The organism is Phenylobacterium sp. FG114, from assembly GCF_057809855.1.
The window spans coordinates 123,707-145,253 of sequence record NZ_JBMDKU010000002.1 but is presented as its reverse complement, the minus strand read 5'-3'; the positions used below and the strand labels follow the sequence as shown (position 1 = coordinate 145,253).

Below are 21,547 nucleotides of genomic sequence, written 5' to 3'. Positions count from 1 at the left end.
GCATGTCCGAACTGATGACCCGGCCGGTCCCGGCCCCCGCCGTCACTGTCGAGAGCAAGCCGTTCTTCGACGCAGCCGAACAGGGCAAGTTCCTGATCAAGCGCTGCACGGCGTGCAAGGAAGCCCACTGGTATCCGCGCTCGATGTGCCCGTTCTGCCATTCCGACCAGACGGTCTGGGAGGAGAGCCCGGGCGAGGGCGTGGTCTACAGCTTCTCGATCATGCGCAAGTCGCCGAGCGGCCCCTACGCCCTGGCCTACGTGACCCTGGACGAGGGCCCGAACGTGCTGACCAACGTCGTCGACGTGACGCCCGAGGATCTGAAGATCGGCCTGCGCGTGAAGGTGAAGCTCCAGCCCACCGACGGCGGCCCGCCCGTGCCGGTGTTCGTTCCTGCCTAGGTTTCTGCAGCACCCGCGAGCAACAGCTGGCGAACGGCTGCCACACGCGGCCGCTCTCGTGGATCGAGTCGTTCCGGAGGGTTCGCGAGAAGATCCCACGCCTCTTGAACGGCTCCCTTTTCGTGGAGGAGAACGGCGAGTTCTAGGACTGGGGTGACATAGGGCCAACGTCCGCCCGCGTACTGATGTTTCAACGCTTCCATATATGGATCGACGGCGTGCATCTTTTCGAGAAACGGCAACAAGCCCGTGCGAAGCAGATTGGAGACATCTGAAGGGCCTTCGATATCGTCACTCGGCCACCAAAGATCGAAAGGTCCTCGGAACTGTCCAATACGGCCCTGGATGGAAAAGTCGGTTCCCAAAGTTCCAGGACCGGCCGCCGCATGCACGATCCGGCGTGCGCGATCATGGCGAAGTGCGAAATTGACCGTCACCTTAGGCCCCGTTCGCGAGCCTTGAAGGCTGACCTCCTCGAAAAATCCGTTCTTTTCCCTACGCCATACCCCATCCTTGGCGCGGGCAAATCCAACCGGCCCTAGCGTCGATGAAATGGCCTTGGCGTACTTGGAGGCGCTCACTTCGGCGGATTCCGGCGGTAGTAGACGATACGAACCTTGCCCAAGTCCTTGTACTTCTCGAGCGCCTGAGCGCCAGCTCTGCGCCCCGTAGGCGAATCGGGCTTCTGTTCCAGGTACTTCTCAACCTTGTTTGGACGCACGGGCAGCTTCGCGTCGGGGCGAAGTAATTTTCCGCCCCGAACCATGCTTGGTTGCGACACCCAGCCTTCTTTCGCATCGACCGGGATCCGACGCTCCCAACGAGGCCTCAACCTCTCATGGTAGAGCTCTGGAGTCGAGAACAAAATAAGAACATATCAGAAGGGCCGCTACACCGTTGGGACAGCCTTGGCCTCCGCCGCCAGCTTCGCGATCAGGGGGGCGGCTTCGCGCGGGTGTGTCAGCCGATATTTCACCAGGTGGGCCAGCGCGGGATCCGCCATCTCGGCGGCGATGCGCTGCTTGCGGACCTCATAGGTGTCCCAGGCCCAGCGGATCGGGTGTTCCTTGTCGAGCCAGCGCCGGAAGGTCTCGGTATTGCCGGTGCCGGGCCAGAGCTCCTCGCCGGTCCAGGCCCGATGGAACGAGCGCCGGAAGACGCGCGTCATCACCACCCACTTCGGATAGTCGAGCCAGACCGCGTGCGTCGCGCGGGCCAGGATGATCGGTCGGACCTTGGAGTAGTTGCCGCAGCTGACCCAGGCATCCCCGGCGGCGGCGGCGGCCGAGACCCGGCGCTTGAACTCCTCCGGGTCGCCGCGGTGCAGGTCCTGCCAGTTCGGCTGCCAGTTGATGGCGTCGAGGTCGATGTGGCGCGCGCCGATGGCCTGGGCCAGCGCGCCGGCGAAGGTGGTCTTGCCCGACCCCGACGTCCCGCTGACCGTGACCCGCACCCGATCTAGGCCTCCTCGCCCTCGCTGACCTCCGCGCCAAGCTCGCCAAGGATCTCGTCGGTGTGCTCGCCCAGCTTGGGCGGATGGCGGCGGATGTTGGAGGGGCTCTTAGCGAACTTCACCGGCGGCTTCATCAGCCGATAGGTCCCGAGGTCGGGGTGCTGGTATTCTTCGAAGAAGCCCACGGCCTTCAGGTGCGGATCGTCGGGCAGCTCGTCGAGGGTGTTGGTCTTCACCACCGGGATCGACAGCGGCTTCAGGATATCGAGCCATTCCTGGGTGGTCTTGGTGGCCGCGGCCTTCTCGATCATCCCGTAGAGTTCCTGGATGTGCTTGGCGCGGGTGGCGTAGTCGGCGAAGCGCGGGTCGGAGGCGATCAGGTCGCCATAGCCCGCCGCCTGGAAGAACTGGTCCCACTGCTTGTCCGTATAGGGCAGCAGCCCGATGTAGCCGTCCTTGGTCTTGTAGGGCTTGCGGTTGGGGTTGATCACCCGCTGATAGCCCCATTGGCCGGTGGGGGGCTCGAACGTGTGGTCGTAGAGGTGCTCCACCAGCAGGAAGCTGGTCACGCACTCGAACATCGGCACCTCGACGAACTGGCCTTCGCCGGTGCGCGCCTTGTGCAGCAGGGCCGCGGTCACCGCCTGCGACAGGAACAGGCCCGAGACCTTGTCAGCCATCAGGGTCGGCAGGATCCGCGGCGTGGGGTTGCCGTCGGTTCGGCCCAGAATGTCGGCGGCGCCCGAGGCCGACTGGATCAGGTCGTCATAGGCCGGCTCGCCCGCGTAGGGTCCATCCGACCCGTAGCCGGCGGCATGGACGAAGACGATGTCCGGCTTGATCGCGGCGACCTCCTCGTAGCTCAGGCCCAGCCGCCTCATGCCGTCGTAGCGAACCGACGAGGCGAGCACGTCGCAGGACTTGATCAGCCGGCGCATGGCGCGTTTCCCGGCCTCGGACTTCATGTCCACCAGCACCGAGCGCTTGTTGCGGTTGATCGTGAGGAAGATCGGCCCCATTCCGCGCGGCGCGCCTTCAGGAAGGTGGCCGGCCCAGCGCATGATGTCGCCGCCGTCGCCGCGACCGGAGCCGGGGTCTTCCACCTTGATCACCTCGGCGCCCTGGTCGGCCAGGATCTGCGTGCCGTAGGCGCCGTTGACGACGCTGGTCAGGTCCAGGATGCGGATGCCGCTGAGCGGGCCGGTGGGCTTCGGGGCCATGGTCTTCGCGGTCATACCGGTTCCTCTCACGCGTGTTCGAGCCTGTGAATCATGGCCTCGAGCTCGGCCACGATCGCCTCTTGTTTTTCTTCCAGCCGCGCGACCCGCCCGGCGACGCCCACGGCGGCCACGCGGCCGAACGGACCCTTCGGCAGAGCCGCGCCGATGATCCCGAGGCCTGGGGAAATGCTGTTCTTCGAGAAGGCGTAGCCGCGGGCGCGGACCTCGTTCACCCGGGTCATCAACTCTTCCCGCGACTGCATGCCCCCATCGCCGGAAGCGTTGATCCGGCGGCGCAGGCGCTCGATCTCGGCGTCCTTCTTGGCCGACAGCAGGACCAATCCCATCCCCGACCGCGCCAGCGGCCGCAGCGTGCCCGGCGGAGCGCGGAATTGCAGCGGTTCGGCGGAATGTATGACGTGGACATACTGGGCGTGCAGGTCGCTCTGGACCGCCAGTACCACGGTCTCACCGACGTTGCGGTGCAGCGCCTCCAGCGACGCGAGCAGCGGACCCTCGCCGAACAGCGCGGCCGGAACCCAGCTTCCCAGAACCGCGATCCGCATGGTGGGGAAATAGGTGCGCCGTTCGCGGTCGTAGTCGAGGTAGCCCAGGGCCACGAGCGACTTCATCAGGGCCGATCCGCTGGAGGTGGGATAGCCCAGCTCGTCCAGGATCTCCTTGAGCGCCAGCGGACGCCGCTGGCGTGCGAAGACCTCGAGGATCTCCAGCGCCCGCTGCGCCGATTTCACCGCGCCTTCCGCCACGAGACCTCCCGAAAATGGCCTTCATTCAGATAAGCGGCCACTTATTCCACATATATGGAAATACAATCCACATATGGGCGATTGCAGTCAGAGCTAGTATCGCTTCGTCCAGGCCTGTTCAATGGCCGGAAAACAGATTGAGAGGGGAAGCGCCATGCATTTCGAGCTCTCGGAAGAGCACCGGATGCTGAAGGACCTGGTGCAGAAGTTCGTCCGCGACGAACTCATGCCCCTGGAGCCCGCCGTCATGGCCCGCGAGGCCGAAGGCAAGGGGCTCTACCTCCCCGACGATGAGCATCAGCGGCTCGACAAGAAGGCGCACGAACTAGGCTTGTTCGGCCTGGACGCCCCCGAAGACGTCGGCGGGTCGGACCTGCCGATGATGGCGATGGTCGGGGTCGAGGAGGAGATCGGCCGCTGCGTGACGCCCTACACCCTGCCGCCGGACAGCCCGAACCTGCGGATGCTGATGGCGACGGTGAACGAGCGCCAGCGCGAGGCCTACTTGGCGCCCTATGTGGCCGGTAAGACCGTGTCGGCCATCGGCATTTCCGAACCGGGCGCCGGGTCCGACCCCGCCGCCATGACGACCTATGCGGTCCGCGACGGGGACGACTGGGTCATAAACGGCCGAAAAATCTGGATCACGCGCGCTCAGGACGCCGACTTCACGATCCTGATGGCGGTGACGGACAAGGAGAAGGGCGCCCGCGGCGGGATGAGCGCCTTCCTGGTCGACAAGGGGACGCCGGGCTTCAACGTCCTGCGCCGCATCCCGATGGTGGGCGGGCAGTACACCTACGAGATCGCCCTGGAGGATTGCCGCGTCGAGGGCTGGAAGCTGCTGGGCCAGGAGGGCGCAGGCTTCGCGCCGATGCAGGTGCGGCTGGGCACACGGCGCATCCAGATGGCCGCCTGGTCGATCGGTATGGCCCAGCGCGCGCTGGACATGGTCATCGAGTACGCCCCGCAGCGGAAGACCTTCGGCATGCCGCTCTCGGAGCGACAGGCGATCCAGTTCTGGGTGGCCGAGGCGGCGACCAAGATCCACGCCACGCGGCTGATGACCTACGACTGCGCCTGGAAGCTGGACAGCGGGCGTGACGTCCGCTCCGAGATCAGCATGATCAAGTGGTTCGCCACCGAGATGGCCTATGAGACCGTCGACCGGGCCATGCAGGCCTTCGGCGCCATGGGTATGACCAAGGAACTACCGCTGCAGCTCATGCAGGCCAAACTGCGAACGATGCGTATCTATGACGGCCCGACCGAAGTGCATAAGTGGGTCGTGGCCAGGAACCTGTTGGGGACGAGACGATGAAGCAAGCTTACGGCGACCACGTGAAGGTCGCGCTGGACGGGCATGTGGCGGTGGTCACGCTGAACCGGCCGCCGCACAACTTCGTCTCGGTCGAGTTCATGAGCGACCTGGCCGACGCCATGGAGGCGGCGGACGCATCGAACGACGTGCGCGCCATCGTCCTGCAGAGCGAGGGCAAGACCTTCTCTGGCGGCGCCGACTTCTCCTCACCCACCGACAAGGTCGCCAGCGGGATGGAGGGCGTGAACGCGCTCTACGACCAGGCGGTGCGGCTGTTCTCGGTGGCGACGCCGATCGTGGCGGCGGTGCAGGGCTCGGCGGTGGGCGCGGGGCTTGGCCTGGCGCTGGTGGCCGACTTCCGCGTGGCGGCGCCCGAGGCGCGTTTCGCGGCCAACTTCGTGAAGCTGTCGTTCCACCCTGGCTTCGGCCTGACGCACACCCTGCCCCGCCTGGTCGGCCAGCAGCGCGCGGCGCTGATGTTCCTGACCGGCCGGCGGGTAAAGGCCGAGGAAGGCCTGGCCTGGGGCCTGGTGGATGAGGTCGTGCCGATGGACGAGCTGCGGGGCGCGGCCCTGAAGCTGGCCCGGGAAATCGCCGAGAACGCGCCTCTGGCCGTGGCGGCGACCCGAAAGACCCTGCGCGCCCAGCTGGCCGCCGACGTGCGCGCCCAGACCGACATCGAACACAAGGAACAGGCCATCCTGCGCGCCACCGAGGATTTCGCCGAGGGCGTGCGCTCGGTCGCCGAGCGGCGCCCCGGGAACTTCGTGGGGCGGTGATCGTGCGCGCCGCCCTGCTTGCCCTGGCGGTCGCCGCGTTCGCGGCTTCCGCGGGCGCGCAGGTGGTCGTGGATCCTGGGGGCCGCGAGACCGTGCAGGTGCGCACCCGCCCCGACGCGGTGGGCGATCGCTACAGCTATCGAAGCGAGACGCGCTTCGTCCAGAAGGACGACCAGGGCGGCCAGACCCAGACCAACGCTCTCACGTTCGATCTGGAGGTGCTGGGGCGGGAGAGCGACGGCTTGCGCCTGCGCTACACCCTGCGCGAGGCGACGATCGACGACAGCGGCGGCGCGTCGATGGCCGCGGCGATGAAGGCGGCCGTGGGCGGCAGCCTGGACTTCCGCATGGGCCCGGACGGCCGCATCGTCGCGGTGGAGACCTGGCCGCAGTATCGGACGTGGCTGCTGGACCGGGTGGCGGCCGCCCTCCCGCCGAACGACCCCATCCGGGCCATCGTCTTCGAGCGCATGGACGGCGCGCCTGTCGAGACCGCCCAGGAGATGGTGCTGGGCGACGTGGCGATCATGGCGCTTATGGAACCGCGGGGCGGCCTGCCCCTCGGTATGACCGACCTCCGCGACCCGGACGCCACGAAGGCGACGCTCGACGTCAAGGTGGCGAGGCCGGGCTGCGTCGTAGCTCTGGAGCGACAGACCAACCGCAACGCCATGGGCGCCGTCCGCGCGGCGGTCAGCAAGGCGGACTTGGCGGTCGGCGACGGCCGCGTCCTCCGGCTGGAAGAGCGCCGCGTCACCCGCACCTCGGGCGGCTCGCAGGAGGAGACGGTGACGATCCGCCGGCTGGGGGCGCCGCCGGCCTGCTAGGGGCCGGACGGACTAGCCCTCGGCGAACCTGGCGCCGGCGGCGCGCTCGCACTCGGCCGCGAGTTCCTTGAACAGCAGCGAGAGGATGACCAGGGCCCGGCCCTCCACGTCCGGCGCCTCGGCGCCCGGATGCCAGTCCACCGCGATGTCGAAGGCCAGCTCGGGGATCAGCGCATTGCGGCCCAGGACGCTCACCACCGCCGAGCCAGGCTCACCCGGCCGGGCCTGGGCGGCGATCATCCAGCGGAGCTGATCGGCGGTGGTCACAGCCGCTCCATCTGCTCGAGCTCGCGGGCGGCGCCCACGATGGCGGGATAGGGGTGCAGGACCAGGTAGGTGGGGATGGTCGCGACGTAGTCGGCCAGCCGTCCCTTGTCCTCGAAACGCTTGCGGAAGGCGCCGGCGGCCAGGCGTTCGGCGATGCGCGGCGCGATCCCGCCCGAGATGAACACCCCGCCACGGGCGCCGAAAGTCAGCGCGAGGTCGCCCGCCACCGCGCCCAGGATACCGCCGAAGCGATCCAGGGTCTCGCCCGCCAGCGGATCTCCGACCAGGCCTTCCTTCGTCACCTCGACCTCGTCCGCGAGCGCCGCGGGCCGTCCCTTGATATCGGCGAGGGCGGCGTAGAGGTCGTACAGGCCCTGGCCGGAAAGCAGACGCTCGATCGAGACGCGGCCATACTTGCCCATCAGCCGCTTCAGCACCTCGAGCTCCACCTCGTCGGTGGGGGCAAAGGCCGCGTGGCCGCCCTCGGTGGCGAGGGCGACGTCGCCGCGTTCGCTGCGGGCGAGAGCCGCGACGCCGAAGCCGGTGCCCGCGCCCAGGGCGAGCATGGGGCAGTCGTGCGGTCCTCTAGGCAGGGTCGGCCCGAGCGGCCGCAGGTCCGCGCCTTCCAGCAGCGGGCAGGCCAGGGCCTGGGCGGCGAAGTCGTTGATCAGCTCGACGGCCTCGAACTCGAAATGGGCGAGGAGGTCGCCCTCCGAGACCCGCCAGTCGAGGTTGGTGAACTCGATTTCGCCGTCGAGCACCGGCCCCGCGACCGCGATCACCGCCTTCGGCGGCCGCTTCTTGCCGACAGTCGTCTCGATGTATTCCGCCATGATGGCGTCGAGGCTTGGGTAGTCCTTGCAGGGGAAGCTGCGCGGATTGCGGATGTGGCCCTGGGAATCCACCAGGGCGAACCGCGCGTTGGTGCCGCCGACGTCGCCGACGAGACCCGACCAGTGAGGCTTCATCAGGCGGCCTCGAACAGGGCGCAGGCGCCAGTGTCGGCGGGGCCGGCGGCGCGGCGCATCCAGCCGAACAGCTCGCGGCCATACCCGTGGCCGGCGGGAGGGCATACCGCGCGCTCGCGCCGCATCAGCTCGGCGGGATCTACCTTGATCTCCAGCGTGCCCGCCTCGGCGTCGAGGCGGATGATGTCGCCGTTGCGCACATAGGCCAGGGGGCCGCCGACGGCGGCTTCGGGCGTCACGTGGATCGCGGCCGGCACCTTGCCGCTGGCGCCCGACATCCGCCCGTCGGTCACCAGAGCCACCTGGAAGCCCTTGTCGAGCTGCACGCCGAGCGGCGGGGTCAGGGAGTGGAGCTCGGGCATGCCGTTGGCCTGGGGGCCCTGGAAGCGCACCACGGCCACGAAGTCGCGGGCGAGTTCGCCGCGCTTGTGGGCGGCCAGCAGCTCGTCCTGGTCGTCGAACACCAGGGCCGGCGCCTCGATGATCCGATGCTGGGGCTTCACGGCGGAGGTCTTGATGACCCCACGGCCGAGGCCGCCGGTCAGCACGCGCAGGCCGCCTTCGGCCTCGAAGGGGTCGTCGGCCGGGCGCAGCAGGTCGCGGTTGAGGCTGGCGGCGGAGCCCTCGCGCCAGACCAGCTTTCCGCCGTCCAGGAACGGCTCCTGCTGGTAACGCCGCAGGCCTTCGCCGGCCACGGTCCGCACGTCGTCGTGGGCGAGGCCGTGGTCCAGCAGGGTGCGGGTGACGAACGCCATGCCGCCGGCCGCGTGGAAGGCGTTCACGTCTTCGGACCCGTTCGGATAGACGCGGGCGATCAGGGGCGTGACGCGGCTGAGGTCGTGGAAGTCTTCCCAGGTCACCAGGATGCCCGCGGCGCGCGCCATGGCCAGGATGTGCAGGGTGTGGTTCGTCGAGCCCCCAGTGGCCAGCAGGCCCGCCATGGCGTTGACCAGGCTCTTCTCGTCGATCACCGCGGAGAACGGCGTGTAGTCGTTGCCGCCGTCGCGGATCTCCACCGCCCGCTTGGGAGCGTGGGCGGTCAGGGCGTCACGCAGGGGCGTGTTGGGGCTGATGAAGGCCGCGCCGGGCAGGTGCAGGCCGGTCATCTCCATCATCATCTGGTTCGAATTGGCGGTGCCGTAGAACGTGCAGGTGCCAGGTCCGTGGTAGCTCTTCATCTCGCTGTCGAGCAGCTCCTCGCGAGTGGCCTTGCCCTCGGCGTAGAGCGCCCGGACACGGGCCTTCTCGGCATTGGAGATCCCCGAAGTCATCGGCCCGCCGGGCACGAAGATGGTCGGCAGGTGGCCGAAGGCGGCGGCGCCGATAAACAGGCCGGGCACGATCTTGTCGCAGATGCCCAGCATCAGGGCTGCGTCGAAGGCGTCGTGGGTCAGAGCCACCGCGGTCGACATGGCGATCACGTCGCGGCTGAACAGCGACAGCTCCATGCCCGGACGTCCCTGGGTGACCCCGTCGCACATGGCGGGCACGCCGCCGGCGAACTGGGCGGTGGCCTTCACCTCGTGGGCGGCCTTGCGGATGATGTCGGGGAAGCGCTCGTACGGCTGGTGGGCCGAGAGCATGTCGTTGTAGGCCGAAACGATGGCCACGTTCGGCGCCGTCGGATCGCGCATGCGCTGCTTGTCGCCGTCCGGGCTGGCCGCGAAGGCGTGGGCCCAGTTGGCGCAGGAGAGCTTGCCCCGGCCCGGGCCGGACTGGCGCGCCGCTTCCATGCGGTCGAGATAGTCGGCGCGGGTCTCGCGGCTGCGCTCGACGATCCGCTGGGTGACCTCCGCGGTGACAGGATGCATGACCTCAACCTCCGTCCGGGGTCCAGAAGATGCGCAGGCGCGCCTGGGATTGCGAGACGAGCCGGCCGACCGGCAGGTCCTCGCCCGCCAGCGCCCGCTCGACGACCCCGCGCTTAGCCTCCCCCGCGATCAGAAGGAAGATGGCCTGCGCATTCAGCAGCGCCTGAAGCGAGAGCGTGATCCGCGCGACGGGGGGCTTTCCCAGGCCGGCGGGCACGCGCCGCAGGGGGTCGGCGGTGGTCAGGCCGTCCTCCAGGCCGGGATCACCGGGGATCAGCGAGGCGATGTGCCCGTCCTCGCCCATCCCGAGCATGACGGCGTCGAACGGCTGCAGCGCCGCCAGCGCGGCCGCCTCGGGCTCGGGCCACAGCGGCAGGAGGTGCGCCTTGGCCGCGCGGCCAATCAGCAGCCGCTCGCGGACCGCCTTGGCATTGGACGCGGGATCGTCGGCGTCGACGCAACGCTCGTCCGAAAGCGTGACCACCACCCGCGCCCAGTCGACGTCGGTGGAACGGGCCAGGCAATCGAACACGGGCCCCGGCGAACGACCGCCCGTCGCCACCAGGCTGGCGCGGCCATGGGTGCGCAGGGCGGCGGCCAGCTGGGCCTCGATGGCCAGGGCGGCGACCTCGGCCAGGACGGCGGCGTTCGGATAGGTTTCGATCATGCCTGCCTTCCTAACGCGCCGCTGGGGCTCACGGCGCCCGCCGCCGGCGCCATTTCGCACATCCGATGGAACCGCACACGGCCGGACCGCGTCCTAGTGACGGATGTCAGGCGCCGCTGCTGGGACGCGTGCGGTGCGGAGGTAGTGCCAAGATGCGTATCGCCCAGGTCGCCCCGCTATATGAAGCCGTGCCCCCCCGCCTGTACGGCGGAACGGAGCGTGTCGTCGCCCACCTGACCGACGCCCTCGTCATCCTGGGTCACGACGTGACGCTCTTCTCCAGCGCCGAGGCCCAAACCCTGGGCGAACTGGCGGCGGTGCGGGACCAGGCGATCCGCCTCGATCCGGCGCTTCTGAAATCGGATCTGGCCGCCCACCTTAGCCAGCTCGCCGAGGTGCGCCGGCGCGCCGACGAGTTCGATGTGATCCACTTCCACACCGACATGATCCAGTTTCCCATGTTCCAGGACATGGCCGGGCGGACCATCACGACCCTGCACGGCCGCCTAGACCTCAAGGACCTGCCGGGCGTCTATCAGCGTTGGCCGCAGTTTCCGCTGGTGTCGATCAGCGACGATCAGCGCCGCCCCCTGCCCTTCGCCAACTGGGCGGCGACGGTCCACCACGGCATGTCGACCGACCTCTACCGGTTCAGCCCGAAGAGTGCGGGTTACCTCGCCTTCCTCGGCCGTATTTCGCCCGAGAAGCGGCCGGATCGCGCCATCGCCATCGCCGTGGCCGCCGGCCGGCGGCTGAAGATCGCCGCCAAGGTCGACGCGGCCGATCGCGCCTACTTCGAAAACGAAATAGAGCCGCTGCTGGCCCACCCGCTGGTAGAGTTCGTGGGCGAGATCGGCGATCAGGAGAAGTCGGCCTTCCTGGGCGGAGCGGACGCCCTGCTCTTTCCGATCGACTGGCCCGAACCGTTCGGGCTGGTGATGATCGAGGCGATGGCCTGTGGCACGCCCGTGATCGCGTGGGAGAACGGTTCGGTCCCGGAAGTTATCGAGCCGGGCCTCACCGGCTTCATCGTCAAGTCCGCGACCCAGGCCCAGCGCGCCGTGGCCGCCATCCACCAGCTGGATCGCACCGCGATCCGCGCCCGGTTCGAGGAACGGTTCTCGGCCATCGCCATGGCCCGGCGCTATCTCGAGATCTACCGGCGCCTTCCACAGGAAACGCCCCTGACGGAGGCCGCCTGACCCACGAATAGCGCCACGAGCCGCCGATGAACGACCTAGCGCCGTCGCACACCATCCCCGTCGAATGGGGCGAGATCGAGGAACCACGCGTTCCTCAACGGCTGTACGCGCTCAAGGACCGCGACACGTTCATCGTGGCCGACAGCCACGGCGACATCGCCGGCGCCGCCGACGGGCTGTTCCATGACGACACCCGAATCCTTTCGCGCTGGGAGCTCAGCCTGGGCGGCAAGTCGCCCACCCTGCTTTCCGGCGCGGTCAGCCAGGACAATGTCTACTTCACCTCGCATGGCCTGAACCGCGCGATCCCGGTGCCCAGCGGACCCACCGCGCCGCCCGGCGTTGTGCACCTGGAGCGCAAGCGCTTTCTCTGGGACGAGCGGCTCTACGAGCGGGTCCGGCTGACGAACTACGGTCGCGACCCCATGGCCCTGCCGCTGGTGTTCCGGTTCGCCGCAGACTTCCGCGACATGTTCGAGGTGCGCGGCGCGATCCGCCGCGCACGCGGTCGCACCTTCCCGCCGGAGCTGTCCCCCTGTGGGGTCCGCTACCGCTACGAAGGGCTGGACGGCGTGGCCCGCAGCAGTGTCGTCGCCTTTTCCCAGACCCCCGCCCAGCTCACGGAGAGCGAGGCCGAATTCCAGGTCGCCCTGCAGACCGACGAATGCTGGGAGCTCTACGTGGAGGTCTGCGGCGCCGAGGAAGCCTCGCCCTGTCGCGAGCGATTCCGGGCCGCCGCCGCCCGGGCTCGGTTCGCGATGCGGAAGCGGCGCAGGCAGGGTGCGCGGCTGACCACCAACGGCCGCCTGTTCAACGCCTGGATCGACAAATCGCGTGCCGACCTCGCCCTCCTGACCACGCCGATGAAGACCGGGCCCTACCCCTATGCGGGCATCCCCTGGTTCTCGACCGCCTTCGGACGCGACGGGATCATCACCGCTTGGCAGATCCTCTGGTTCGAGCCGGCCCTGGCCAAGGGCGTGCTCTCGTACCTCGCCGAACACCAGGCGCGGGAAACCTCTGCATTCCGCGATTCCGATCCCGGCAAGATCATGCACGAGACCCGTCGCGGGGAGATGTCGGCCCTGGGTGAAGTGCCGTTCGGCCGCTACTACGGCGGTGTCGACACCACGCCCCTGTTCGTGGCGCTGGCAGGCGCCTATGCCGAGCGCACCGGCGACTACGCCCAACTCGACCGGTGGTGGCCCGCGCTCGAGCGGGCGGCCGAGTGGATCGCCGAGAAGGCCGACCAGCACCCCCTCGGCCTGATCTCGTACGCCCGCGCCATGGACGGAGGCCTCGCCAACCAGGGATGGAAGGACTCGGGGGATTCGATCTTCCACGCCGACGGCCGCTTCCCGGCGGGGCCGGTCGCGCTCGTGGAAGTGCAGGGCTACGCCTTCGCCGCCTACCGAACCATGGCGGCCCTGACCGCGCGGCGCGGCGATGCGCGGGCGGCGGAGCGATGGAGCCGGCGGGCGGCAGGCTTGCGCAAGGTGGTCGAGGACAGGTTCTGGATGCCGGAGCACGGGTTCTACGGCATCGCCCTCGACGGCCAGGGCGAGCTCTGCAGGGTCATCGCCTCCAATCCGGCGCACCTGCTGGTGACAGGCCTGCCGCGGGCAGACCGCGCCGAGAAGGTCGCGCGGCGGCTATCTTCCGGCGGCTTCTTCTCAGGCTGGGGATTGCGGACGCTGGCGACCGAGCAGCCCCGCTTCAATCCGATGTCCTACCACAACGGTTCGGTCTGGCCCCACGATACGGCCCTCGCGGCGCTGGGGTTGTCATACTACGGCGAGCGCGCCGCAGTGGTGAAGCTGACCGCGGGACTCTTCGAGGCCGCGACGCAGTTCGAGATGCGGTTGCCGGAGCTCTTCTGCGGCTTCCCGCGCGCCGCGGGCGAGCCTCCGGTGGCCTATCCGGTCGCCTGCCTGCCCCAGGCCTGGGCTGCCGGCTCGGTGTTCATGCTGCTGCAGTCCTGCCTGGGGCTCTCCATCAGCGGCGAAGAGGCCGAGGTCGAGATCCGCAATCCGGTCCTGCCAATCGGCATCGACCGGCTGACCGTGGCCGACCTGCAGGTCGGCGACGGCGCGATCGACCTGACCTTCGAGCGCCAGGGCGGCCGGGTGGCGGTGCACTCGAACAGTCGGGGACCCCGATTGCGCGTCCGCTACGGTTGACCGCGGAGCAAACCGCGGCGATCGACGTTTCAGAGTCGACCAGCAGACGGAGGGGCCTGCTTGAACAGCGTGCGCGTCGTCCGGAGAGAGGGACGTTGACCCAGAACCTGGACCTCTTCCCTATCGGCAACTGCGCCGCCAGCGCCCTGATCGACCGGGCCGGCCGCTATGTCTGGGCCTGCGCGCCGCGCGTAGACGGCGATCCGTTCTTCTGCGGCCTGCTGGGCGGCAAGGATCCGGGCGCAGCCGACGCCTGTGGCATCTGGTCGGTCGAGGTCGAAGGCGCCACGGAATACGACCAGGCCTACCTGCGCAATACGCCCATCCTGCGCACCGAGATCCGCAACGCCGAGGGCGCCGCGGTCGAGATCCTCGACTTTGCGCCGCGCTACCGGCACCTGGGGCGCCAGTACCGGCCGCTGGCCTTCGCGCGCATCGTGCGCCCCTTGAGCGGCGCGCCACGGGTGCGCATCCGCCTGCGCCCGATGATGAACTACGGCGAGCGGCCCTGCTACCAGACGGCCGGCTCGAACCACATCCGCTATGTGGGCGACGAGGTGACCCTGCGCCTGACCACCGATGCGCCGGTGAGCCACATCGTCGAGGAGCGGGTCTTCCGGCTGGAGGAGCAGATCAGCCTGTTCCTCGGGCCGGACGAAGGCTTCGACGCCGAGGTTTCGACCACGGTGGCGCGCATGCTCCGCGAGACCACGGACTACTGGCGCGGTTGGGTGCGGACCCTGTCGGTGCCGCTCGAGTGGCAGGAAGCGGTGATCCGCGCGGCGATCACCCTGAAGCTCTGCGCCTACGAAGAGACGGGCGCCATCGTGGCGGCGCTGACCACGTCGCTGCCGGAACACGACGCGGAGCCCGGGGCCGGCCGCAACTGGGACTACCGGTACTGCTGGCTCCGTGACGCCTACTACGTGGTCCAGGCACTGAATCGGCTCGGCGCCGCCGACATGCTGGAGAACTACCTCGTCTACCTGCGCAACCTGGTGGACGAAGCCAGCCGCGGCGAGATGCATCCGAGCGGCGTTCCGGCGGCGCAGCGCGAATTGCCCGGCATGGAGCAGAGCCCGACGCCGAACGGCAAGGCCGGGCACGTGCAGCCGGTGTACGGCGTGGGCCTGGAGCCGGTTCTCACCGAGTGGATCGCGCCGAACCTGCCCGGCTACCGCGGCATCGGTCCCGTTCGTGTGGGCAATCAGGCGCACGAGCATCTCCAGCACGACGTGTACGGCCAGATCGTCTTGTCCACGGTGCAGGCCTTCTTCGACGAGCGGCTGCTGCGGCCCGCCACCGTGGCCGACTTCAAGGCGCTCGAGCCGATCGGGGAGCGGGCGTTCGAGCTGCACGACAAGCCGGACGCCAGCCTGTGGGAGTTCCGCGGCCGCGAGGCGGTGCACACCTATTCGTCGGTCATGTGCTGGGCGGCCTGCGACCGGCTTGGCAACGCCGCCGCGAAGCTGGGCCTCAGCGATCGCGCCGCCTATTGGAACGGCAAGGCGGCCCACGTGCGCAAGACCATCGAGACCCGCGCGTGGAACGAGAAGGAGGGGCGGTTCGCGGCCACCTTCGGCGGCGACGAGCTGGACGCCAGCCTGCTGCAGCTGGTCGACGTCCGCTTCATCCACGCCGACGACCCGCGGATGCAGGCGACCATGGCGGCGGTCGAGCACGGCCTGCGCCGCGGAACCTACATGCTGCGCTACGCCATCCCGGACGACTTCGGCCTGCCCGAGACGGCGTTCAACTTCTGCACCTTCTGGCTGATCGAGGCGCTGCACCTGTCGGGCCGCTCGGCCGAGGCGCGGCAGCTGTTCGAAGAGATGCTGGGCCGCCGGACCTCGGCCGGGCTGCTGTCGGAGGACATCAGTCTCGACGGCAAGGAGCTGTGGGGAAACTATCCCCAGACCTATTCCCTGGTCGGGCTGATCAACTGCGCCAACCTGCTGTCCAAGAGCTGGCAGAGCATCCGCTAGATCGTCGCGTCCGCACTCGACATCGACGGGTCCCGGCCTCTCAGCTTGCGGAACGCCGCGGCGGCGAAACTCCAGCCGCGCGCGACGCCGACGCCCACCAATAGCGCCGAGACCAGGTCGACGCCCGGGGCAGGGTCACGCCTAGCTGGCCCAGCCCATCCCGCCACAGGATATGGGTCAGGTAGATCCACAGCGACGCGCCCGCCACGGCGAAGACGCCGACCGCCAGCGGCCGGGGAATCGCCAGGCGCGGCGCGAAGGTCAGCAGCGTTCCGCTCAGGAACACGAACGCCGCTTGGCCGGGACCGTAGAAGGGCACGCTCGCCAGGGCGTAGGCCAGGATCACCGCGAACAGGCGCCGGCGCCTGACGGGCGTATCCGCACAGGCGACGAGGCCGCCGAGGGCGAAGGTGGCCAGGTGGGTCGTGGGTAGGAAGTGGATCATGTCCAGATGCCGGACGCCGATCCGCCAGAAGTTCGAATCGAGCACGGCGGGGAACAGGAAGCGGCCCGCGCATCCCAGGACGAACAGCCCCCAGAGGAAGGCGTCGCGGCCGACCTCCAGGCGGCGCAGCACCTGAAGCGCGCCGAGCGCCAGCGCGACGAAGGCCAGGATGTGAACCAGCGCATGGACGTACCACAGCGGCAGGTCCTGCGGATTGGCGGTGCGCCAGTCTTGGAGATCGGCGCTCATCAGCAGGAGGTAGGACGGAGGCGGACTGCCGGGCAGGCGAAACAGCCAGATCACCAGCCCCATGACCGCAGCGGGGATCACGATATTCCTCAGGATCGTGAAGGCCGGGATCGCGGACCGAGTACGAAACACTTCGCTGAGGCCCATCCCGGCGAACAGGAACCCCGAGATCAGCATCAGGGCGCCGGTCGCGCCGCCCCCGTAGTTCACCAGGCCATAGTGCGCGCCGACCACCAGCACGATCGCGGCGGCGCGGAGCAAGATGGCGCTGTCCATCTCGCGCGGCGCGACCTCGGCGGTCTTCACCGTCGCAGCCAGGTCGGCGATGGACATGAGCTGCCAGCCGGCCGGGGGATCGCCAATGACCTCTCCCGTCGCCAAATAGGCCTGGACGTAGGAAAGGCTGTCACCCCCCAGGCTCGCGAAGGTCGAACTCCGGGCCACCACGCGACCGCCCATCAGGGACGTCCAGGCTTCGATCAGGCGGCGTTCGGTGTCGCTGCCCACCGGCTCGGCGACGACCGGGACCGCGTCGCGGACCGCCAGATGTTCCAGCAGCGCCTCCCAACGCACCTTCCCGTTCGGTCCGAGCGGCATCGCCTCGATCCAGACCACCCGCTGCGGGACCATGTGCGGCGGCAGCCGGGCCGCGAGCGACTCGGCGATGTCGGCTTCGCGCCCGGCGAGCTCACGGGGGCCGCACACGAAGGCGACGAGGTTCGTCTCGTCGTCGTCACCGACGGGGACCACGACCGCGTCGCGTACGCCGGGCCGGCCCTGCAAGAGCCGCGCGATCTCGGCGGGTTCGACCCGATGGCCGCGGATCTTCAACTGGTCGTCCTGGCGGCCGACCACCATGATGGACCCGTCCGGCAGATAGAGGCCGCGATCGCCGGTGTAATAAACGTCCTGGTCCGCCGCCGGCACGATCCGGCCATCGTTCAGGTAGCCCAGGCTGAGCCGGCTGGACCGCACGGCGATCTCGCCGGGTTCGCCAATGCCCAGTGGACGGCGCTGGGCGTCGACGATGAGGAGCTGAGCGCCCGCGACCCCTCGGCCGATCGGCGCGCAGTCGCTCGTGAGACCCGGATCGACCGAGGCGGCGGCGACCGCCTGGGGGGTCTCTGTCGCCCCATAGAAGTTGGTCTGCCGCGCGGCAGGGGCGATGGTCGCCACGTCCACGACGATATCACGGCGAAGCCGGTCCCCACCCCAGAACACGTGCCGCAGGCGCGGCAGTTGCGCCGTGGCGCCGGTGGCGATCAGGCGACCCATCTGGGGGTCAGGTGCGTGACCGTGATCTCATCCGCTGCGAGCCAGCGCGAGAGGCCCCCTGGCGCGGCCATCGCCTCGGCCGGCGGGATGCAGACCCGCGCGCCGAGCGCCAGGGGCGTGAACACGTCGCGCATCACCGGGTCGTGCGAGAGTCCCGAGAGCAGCGACACCCGGTCCTCGCGGGTCAGGCCGAATTGCTGCGCCTGCCAGCGGACGAAGTGCGCCAGCGGATCATGCGACACCGCCACGCCCTTCGGACGGCCGGTGCTGCCGGACGTGAAGAGAATGTAGGCGGGATCGGACGGCCGGGCCCGATCCAACCCCTCCGCATCCGCCGCCGCGTCCGGCTCCGCGTCCGCGTCGAACACCGGGCTGCGGCGCTCGGAGGCCAGGCGCTCGGCGAGCGCCTCCAGGTTCGCACCGCCCGCGCGGATCACCGCACGGGGGGCCGCCATCGCTATCAGCTCGTTCAGCCGCGGTTCCGGATAGGCCCCGTCCAGGACGACGAAAGTCGCTCCGGCGCGGGCCGCCGCGAGCATCGACCAGACGAACGCCGGGCCGCGCTCCGCCAGGATGGCGACCCGATCGCCCGGCGCGACGCCGGCCTTCACCAGCCTCTGGGCCAGACTGCGGGACCGCGCCTCGACTTGGGCGTAGGTCAGGCGCATCTCGCCGAAGGACACCGCGACCGCGTCCGGCGTCTCGGCCGTTCGGGCGAGGAAGTCGTCGAAGATGCGTCGGCCTTCCGCCTCCGGGAGAGGCTCGGCGGGGTCGGGCAGGACGCCCGGCGGGGCCAGCTCGACCGAGCGCACCTCGCCCACCGCACGGCCGACGTCGCGGGCCAGCGCATCGGCCAGGCCGGCGAGCTGCCGCGCCGCCGCCGAGACCCTCGGCGCGTCATAGGCGCTGGGGTCGTAGTACAACGTGAGCTGCATCGACCCGTCGTACTCGCCGAACCGCAGGTTGAGGTCGTCGTCGTCTTGGTTCTGGTGCAGCAGGATGGGAATGATCTGGATGTTGTCGAAGGTGATCACGCCGCCCATAGGCGGCATCCAGTTCATGGCGTAGCGAGCCCGCACCCCGGTCGTCCGGATCGCGCGGTGGTAGGGGTAGATCTCGTGCGCGATGGCCGCCTTGACGTCGGCGCGCAGTCGGCGGGCGATCGTGGCGATGGACTCGTCCGGGTCGATCCGACTGGCCACGATCAGGCTGTTCGAAAAGACGCCGGCGGTCCGCTCGGCGCCGGGGAAGCCCTTGCGCCCCGCGCTCTGAAAGGTCGTGACCACGGTCTCGGATCCGATCATGCGCGACAGCAAGACCTGGTAGACCGCATAGAAGTAGGTGAAGGGCGTGACCCCGATCTCGGCAGCCGCGGCGCGGGCGCGGGCGACCATCTCGGGCTCCAGGCGCACCGGCTCCCCCAGCCGCGCCTGGCTGTGGCCGCGCGGCCGGTCGGCGGGCCAGGCGCCAGGGTCGCCGATGCCGCTCAGGCGCTCGCGCCAGAAAGCCTCGGCCTCGCGGTATGCGTCGGACTCCGCCCAGTCGAAATCCCAGAAATCGCTGTATTGGCTGGGCGCCTCGGGCAGCGGAAAGTCCAGAAGCCGTGCATACACTTCCATGACGAAGGCGCTGAAAGTGACGCCGTCCGCCGTGGCGTGGTGCAGGGCGAAGGCGAAGACGTGGTCGTCCGGCCCCAGCTCGATCAGGATGAAGCGGTGCAGTTCTCGCGGGGAGAGGTCGCCCTTGCGCATGGTGTGCGCGTTGACGGCCTCCATGATCTCGGCGTCGGTCGCGCCTGGCATGGAGAGCCGCTCCAGATGGACGCTGGCGCGCGCTTCCACATATTTGGTGAACGTTCCGTCCGGGCCGCGCTCGTAGCCGGTGCGCCGCGCCTCATGCCGATCGCAGGTCTCCTGCAGCGCCGTGATCAGCTTGTCGAACGGCAGCGGTCCCTTGAACCGCGCACCTGACGGCACGGCATAGACCTGTCCCGTCAGGGTCTCGGCCAGGACGTAGCGTTCCTCGTTGGGACTGAGGCGCAGGCCCTCGCGCAGCCGTGCCGGCTTCGGCGCAGCCACCGCCTCCCCTCGCCTCCAACGCCCCCATGCCATAGCTCGCAAACCCCCGGGCGCTACTTAACCCAAAGTGGAGTCGCAATGTGTATGCCACCCGACGGAGATGCGTACGTTGAGGCGTGCCTCAGTCCGACCAGTCGCGGCCGAAGCGCTCGATGAGCGCGAAGGCGCCCGACGGACCCCAGCTGCCGGCCGCGTAGGGCTTGGGCGCCTGGCCGGCCTCAGCCCACGCGTCGGCGACGCCGTCGACCCAGCGCCAGGCCTCCTCCACCTCGTCGCGGCGGACGAACAAGGTGGCGTCGCCGTGGATCACGTCCAGCAGCAGGCGCTCGTAGGCGATCCGGCGGCGGCCGCCCGCGCCCTCGTAGGTGTTGAGCAGGCTGAGCGACAGGGGCAGCGACTGTAGCCGCATGCCGCCCTGGCTGAGACCCGGCGCCTTGTTCATCAGGCTGAGCTTGATGTCCTCGTCCGGCTGCAGGTCGATCACCAGCCTGTTCGGCGCGAGATCCCCGGTGGACGCGCGGCCGAAGATCGAATGCGGGACCGGCTTGAACTGGATGGAGATCTGGGTGCGCTTCTCCGGCATCCGCTTGCCGGTGCGCAGGAAGAAGGGCACGCCGGCCCAGCGCCAGTTGTCGATGTCGGCGCGCAGGGCCGTGAAGGTCTCGGTGCCCGTCTTCTCGCCACGCTCGGCCTCGTAGCCGTCGACCGACTTGCCGCCTACGACGCCTGGCGTGTACTGGCCGCGCACCGACTTGTCGGCCACGTCCCGGCGGGTGAACCGGCGGAGCGACCGCAGCACCTTCACCTTCTCGTTGCGCACCGAGTCCGGCTCCATGTCGGCTGGCGGCTCCATGGCCACCAGGCAGAGCAGCTGCAGCATGTGGTTCTGGAGCATGTCGCGCAGGGCGCCGTACTCGTCGTAGTAGGGCCACCGGGCGCCGACGCCTTCCGTCTCGGCCACCGTGATCTGCACGTGGTCGATCGTCAGGTTGTTCCAAAGCGGCTCGAACAGGGTGTTGGCGAAACGCAACGCCAGCAGGTTCTGGACCGTCTCCTTCCCGAGGTAGTGGTCGATCCGATAGATCTGGTTCTCGTCGAACACCGCGCCCAGCGACGTGTTGATGTGACGGGAGGTCTCCAGGTCGCGGCCGATCGGCTTTTCCAGCACGATGCGGCTGTTCTCGCCGGCAAGACCCGCTCCGGCCAGGGCGACGCACACCTTCTCGTAAAGGCTCGGCGAGATCGCCAGGTAGAAGAAGGGCGCCTTGCAGCCCTCCAGGGCAGAGCACAGGCGGGCGACGCCCTCGGCCGTCGTCGCATCGGCGCCCACGTAGTTCAGGCGCTCGGAAAACCGCGCCCAGACCGCCTCGTCCAGGCCTTCGGGCCGCGCGGCGAGGGTGCTGTGGGTCTGTTCCAGGAACGCCTCGCGCGTCAGGTCCGCGCGAGCCGTCGCCACGATGCGGAAGCCCTTCGGCAGGAACCCGTCGGCGTCCAGGAAGTACAGCGACGCGAGGAGCATGCGCTTTGCGAGGTCGCCGGTGGCGCCGAACAGCACGATCGCGTCAGCCTTGGGCGTGGCGGGCATGGGGTCTCCTTGTCGAGCGGCGGGACACCACCGCGCGTCACGCATCCGGTCAAGGCCTTGGCCGCGC

Annotated in this window: 19 protein-coding genes; 7 read left to right on the top strand and 12 right to left on the bottom strand. The window is 69.1% G+C overall.

Annotated elements, in window-relative coordinates; translation table 11 throughout:
- Positions 1–2: 2 nt before the first annotated feature.
- Positions 3–401 carry a Zn-ribbon domain-containing OB-fold protein gene (locus ACODSY_RS03710; protein WP_488950305.1) on the top strand — a complete coding sequence of 133 codons (399 nt, stop codon included), beginning with the start codon at positions 3–5 and terminating at the stop codon, positions 399–401.
- Here the strand turns inward: ACODSY_RS03710 and ACODSY_RS03705 are convergent.
- The 5 genes from ACODSY_RS03705 to ACODSY_RS03685 all read right to left on the bottom strand — a co-directional run bounded on the left by ACODSY_RS03705 (position 398) and on the right by ACODSY_RS03685 (position 3,841).
- Positions 398–982 (bottom strand): hypothetical protein, encoded by a 585-nt coding sequence (locus tag ACODSY_RS03705; protein ID WP_488950304.1) that lies wholly within the window; start codon positions 980–982, stop codon positions 398–400. The genes ACODSY_RS03710 and ACODSY_RS03705 overlap by 4 nt on opposite strands.
- Complete coding sequence (locus ACODSY_RS03700) at positions 979–1,122, bottom strand: hypothetical protein (protein WP_488950303.1); 144 nt, start codon at positions 1,120–1,122, stop codon at positions 979–981. The genes ACODSY_RS03705 and ACODSY_RS03700 overlap by 4 nt, the downstream gene beginning before the upstream one ends.
- Positions 1,123–1,290: 168 nt before the next feature.
- Positions 1,291–1,854 (bottom strand): P-loop NTPase family protein, encoded by a 564-nt coding sequence (locus tag ACODSY_RS03695; RefSeq protein ID WP_488950302.1) that lies wholly within the window; start codon positions 1,852–1,854, stop codon positions 1,291–1,293.
- A gap of 5 nt (positions 1,855–1,859) precedes the next feature.
- Positions 1,860–3,089, bottom strand: coding sequence for a CaiB/BaiF CoA transferase family protein (locus ACODSY_RS03690; protein WP_488950301.1), 1,230 nt, complete (start codon positions 3,087–3,089; stop codon positions 1,860–1,862).
- Positions 3,090–3,100: 11 nt separating this feature from the next.
- Positions 3,101–3,841: an IclR family transcriptional regulator gene (locus ACODSY_RS03685; RefSeq protein ID WP_488950300.1), complete on the bottom strand. Its 741-nt coding sequence runs from the start codon at positions 3,839–3,841 to the stop codon at positions 3,101–3,103.
- 154 nt (positions 3,842–3,995) lie between these two features.
- On the opposite strand from ACODSY_RS03685, the gene ACODSY_RS03680 reads away from it, so the two are divergent.
- Genes ACODSY_RS03680 through ACODSY_RS03670 form a run of 3 tightly spaced genes read left to right on the top strand, consistent with a single transcriptional unit; the run spans position 3,996 to position 6,768 of the window.
- A complete protein-coding gene (locus tag ACODSY_RS03680; RefSeq protein ID WP_488950299.1) occupies positions 3,996–5,162 on the top strand; it encodes an acyl-CoA dehydrogenase family protein in 1,167 nt (388 codons plus the stop codon).
- The gene (locus ACODSY_RS03675) at positions 5,159–5,941 is read left to right on the top strand and encodes an enoyl-CoA hydratase/isomerase family protein (protein WP_488950298.1); all 783 of its coding nucleotides are present in this window, start codon (positions 5,159–5,161) and stop codon (positions 5,939–5,941) included. Before ACODSY_RS03680 ends, ACODSY_RS03675 begins: the two co-directional genes overlap by 4 nt.
- 2 nt (positions 5,942–5,943) lie before the next feature.
- Positions 5,944–6,768 (top strand): hypothetical protein, encoded by an 825-nt coding sequence (locus ACODSY_RS03670; RefSeq protein WP_488950297.1) that lies wholly within the window; start codon positions 5,944–5,946, stop codon positions 6,766–6,768.
- A 12-nt stretch (positions 6,769–6,780) separates the two neighbouring features.
- On the opposite strand, the gene ACODSY_RS03665 is transcribed toward ACODSY_RS03670, so the two are convergent.
- The 4 genes from ACODSY_RS03665 to pgl are packed head-to-tail and all read right to left on the bottom strand — an operon-like array spanning position 6,781 to position 10,481.
- Entirely contained in the window at positions 6,781–7,035 is a 255-nt protein-coding gene (locus ACODSY_RS03665; RefSeq protein WP_488950296.1) for a hypothetical protein, read from the bottom strand.
- Entirely contained in the window at positions 7,032–8,003 is a 972-nt protein-coding gene (gene glk, locus ACODSY_RS03660) for a glucokinase (RefSeq protein WP_488950295.1), read from the bottom strand. Before glk ends, ACODSY_RS03665 begins: the two co-directional genes overlap by 4 nt.
- The gene (gene edd, locus ACODSY_RS03655; RefSeq protein WP_488950294.1) at positions 8,003–9,814 is read right to left on the bottom strand and encodes a phosphogluconate dehydratase; all 1,812 of its coding nucleotides are present in this window, start codon (positions 9,812–9,814) and stop codon (positions 8,003–8,005) included. The genes glk and edd overlap by 1 nt, the downstream gene beginning before the upstream one ends.
- A gap of 4 nt (positions 9,815–9,818) precedes the next feature.
- Positions 9,819–10,481 (bottom strand): 6-phosphogluconolactonase, encoded by a 663-nt coding sequence (gene pgl, locus ACODSY_RS03650; RefSeq protein ID WP_488950293.1) that lies wholly within the window; start codon positions 10,479–10,481, stop codon positions 9,819–9,821.
- Positions 10,482–10,633: 152 nt separating this feature from the next.
- Here pgl and ACODSY_RS03645 point away from each other — a divergent pair, with 152 nt between their 5' ends.
- The 3 genes from ACODSY_RS03645 to ACODSY_RS03635 all read left to right on the top strand — a co-directional run bounded on the left by ACODSY_RS03645 (position 10,634) and on the right by ACODSY_RS03635 (position 15,848).
- Positions 10,634–11,683: a glycosyltransferase family 4 protein gene (locus ACODSY_RS03645; protein WP_488950292.1), complete on the top strand. Its 1,050-nt coding sequence runs from the start codon at positions 10,634–10,636 to the stop codon at positions 11,681–11,683.
- Between the two features lie 26 nt (positions 11,684–11,709).
- A complete protein-coding gene (locus ACODSY_RS03640; protein WP_488950291.1) occupies positions 11,710–13,863 on the top strand; it encodes an amylo-alpha-1,6-glucosidase in 2,154 nt (717 codons plus the stop codon).
- 95 nt (positions 13,864–13,958) lie between these two features.
- On the top strand, positions 13,959–15,848 hold the full coding sequence (locus tag ACODSY_RS03635; RefSeq protein WP_488950290.1) for a glycoside hydrolase family 15 protein: 1,890 nt from the start codon (positions 13,959–13,961) through the stop codon (positions 15,846–15,848).
- A gap of 40 nt (positions 15,849–15,888) precedes the next feature.
- Here ACODSY_RS03635 and ACODSY_RS03630 read toward each other — a convergent pair whose 3' ends face one another.
- The 3 genes from ACODSY_RS03630 to zwf all read right to left on the bottom strand — a co-directional run bounded on the left by ACODSY_RS03630 (position 15,889) and on the right by zwf (position 21,480).
- Entirely contained in the window at positions 15,889–17,817 is a 1,929-nt protein-coding gene (locus ACODSY_RS03630; protein WP_488950289.1) for an AMP-binding protein, read from the bottom strand.
- Complete coding sequence (locus ACODSY_RS03625; RefSeq protein WP_488950288.1) at positions 17,805–19,895, bottom strand: AMP-binding protein; 2,091 nt, start codon at positions 19,893–19,895, stop codon at positions 17,805–17,807. The genes ACODSY_RS03630 and ACODSY_RS03625 overlap by 13 nt, the downstream gene beginning before the upstream one ends.
- Before the next feature lie 121 nt (positions 19,896–20,016).
- Entirely contained in the window at positions 20,017–21,480 is a 1,464-nt protein-coding gene (gene zwf, locus ACODSY_RS03620; protein WP_488950287.1) for a glucose-6-phosphate dehydrogenase, read from the bottom strand.
- Positions 21,481–21,547 lie beyond the last annotated feature (67 nt).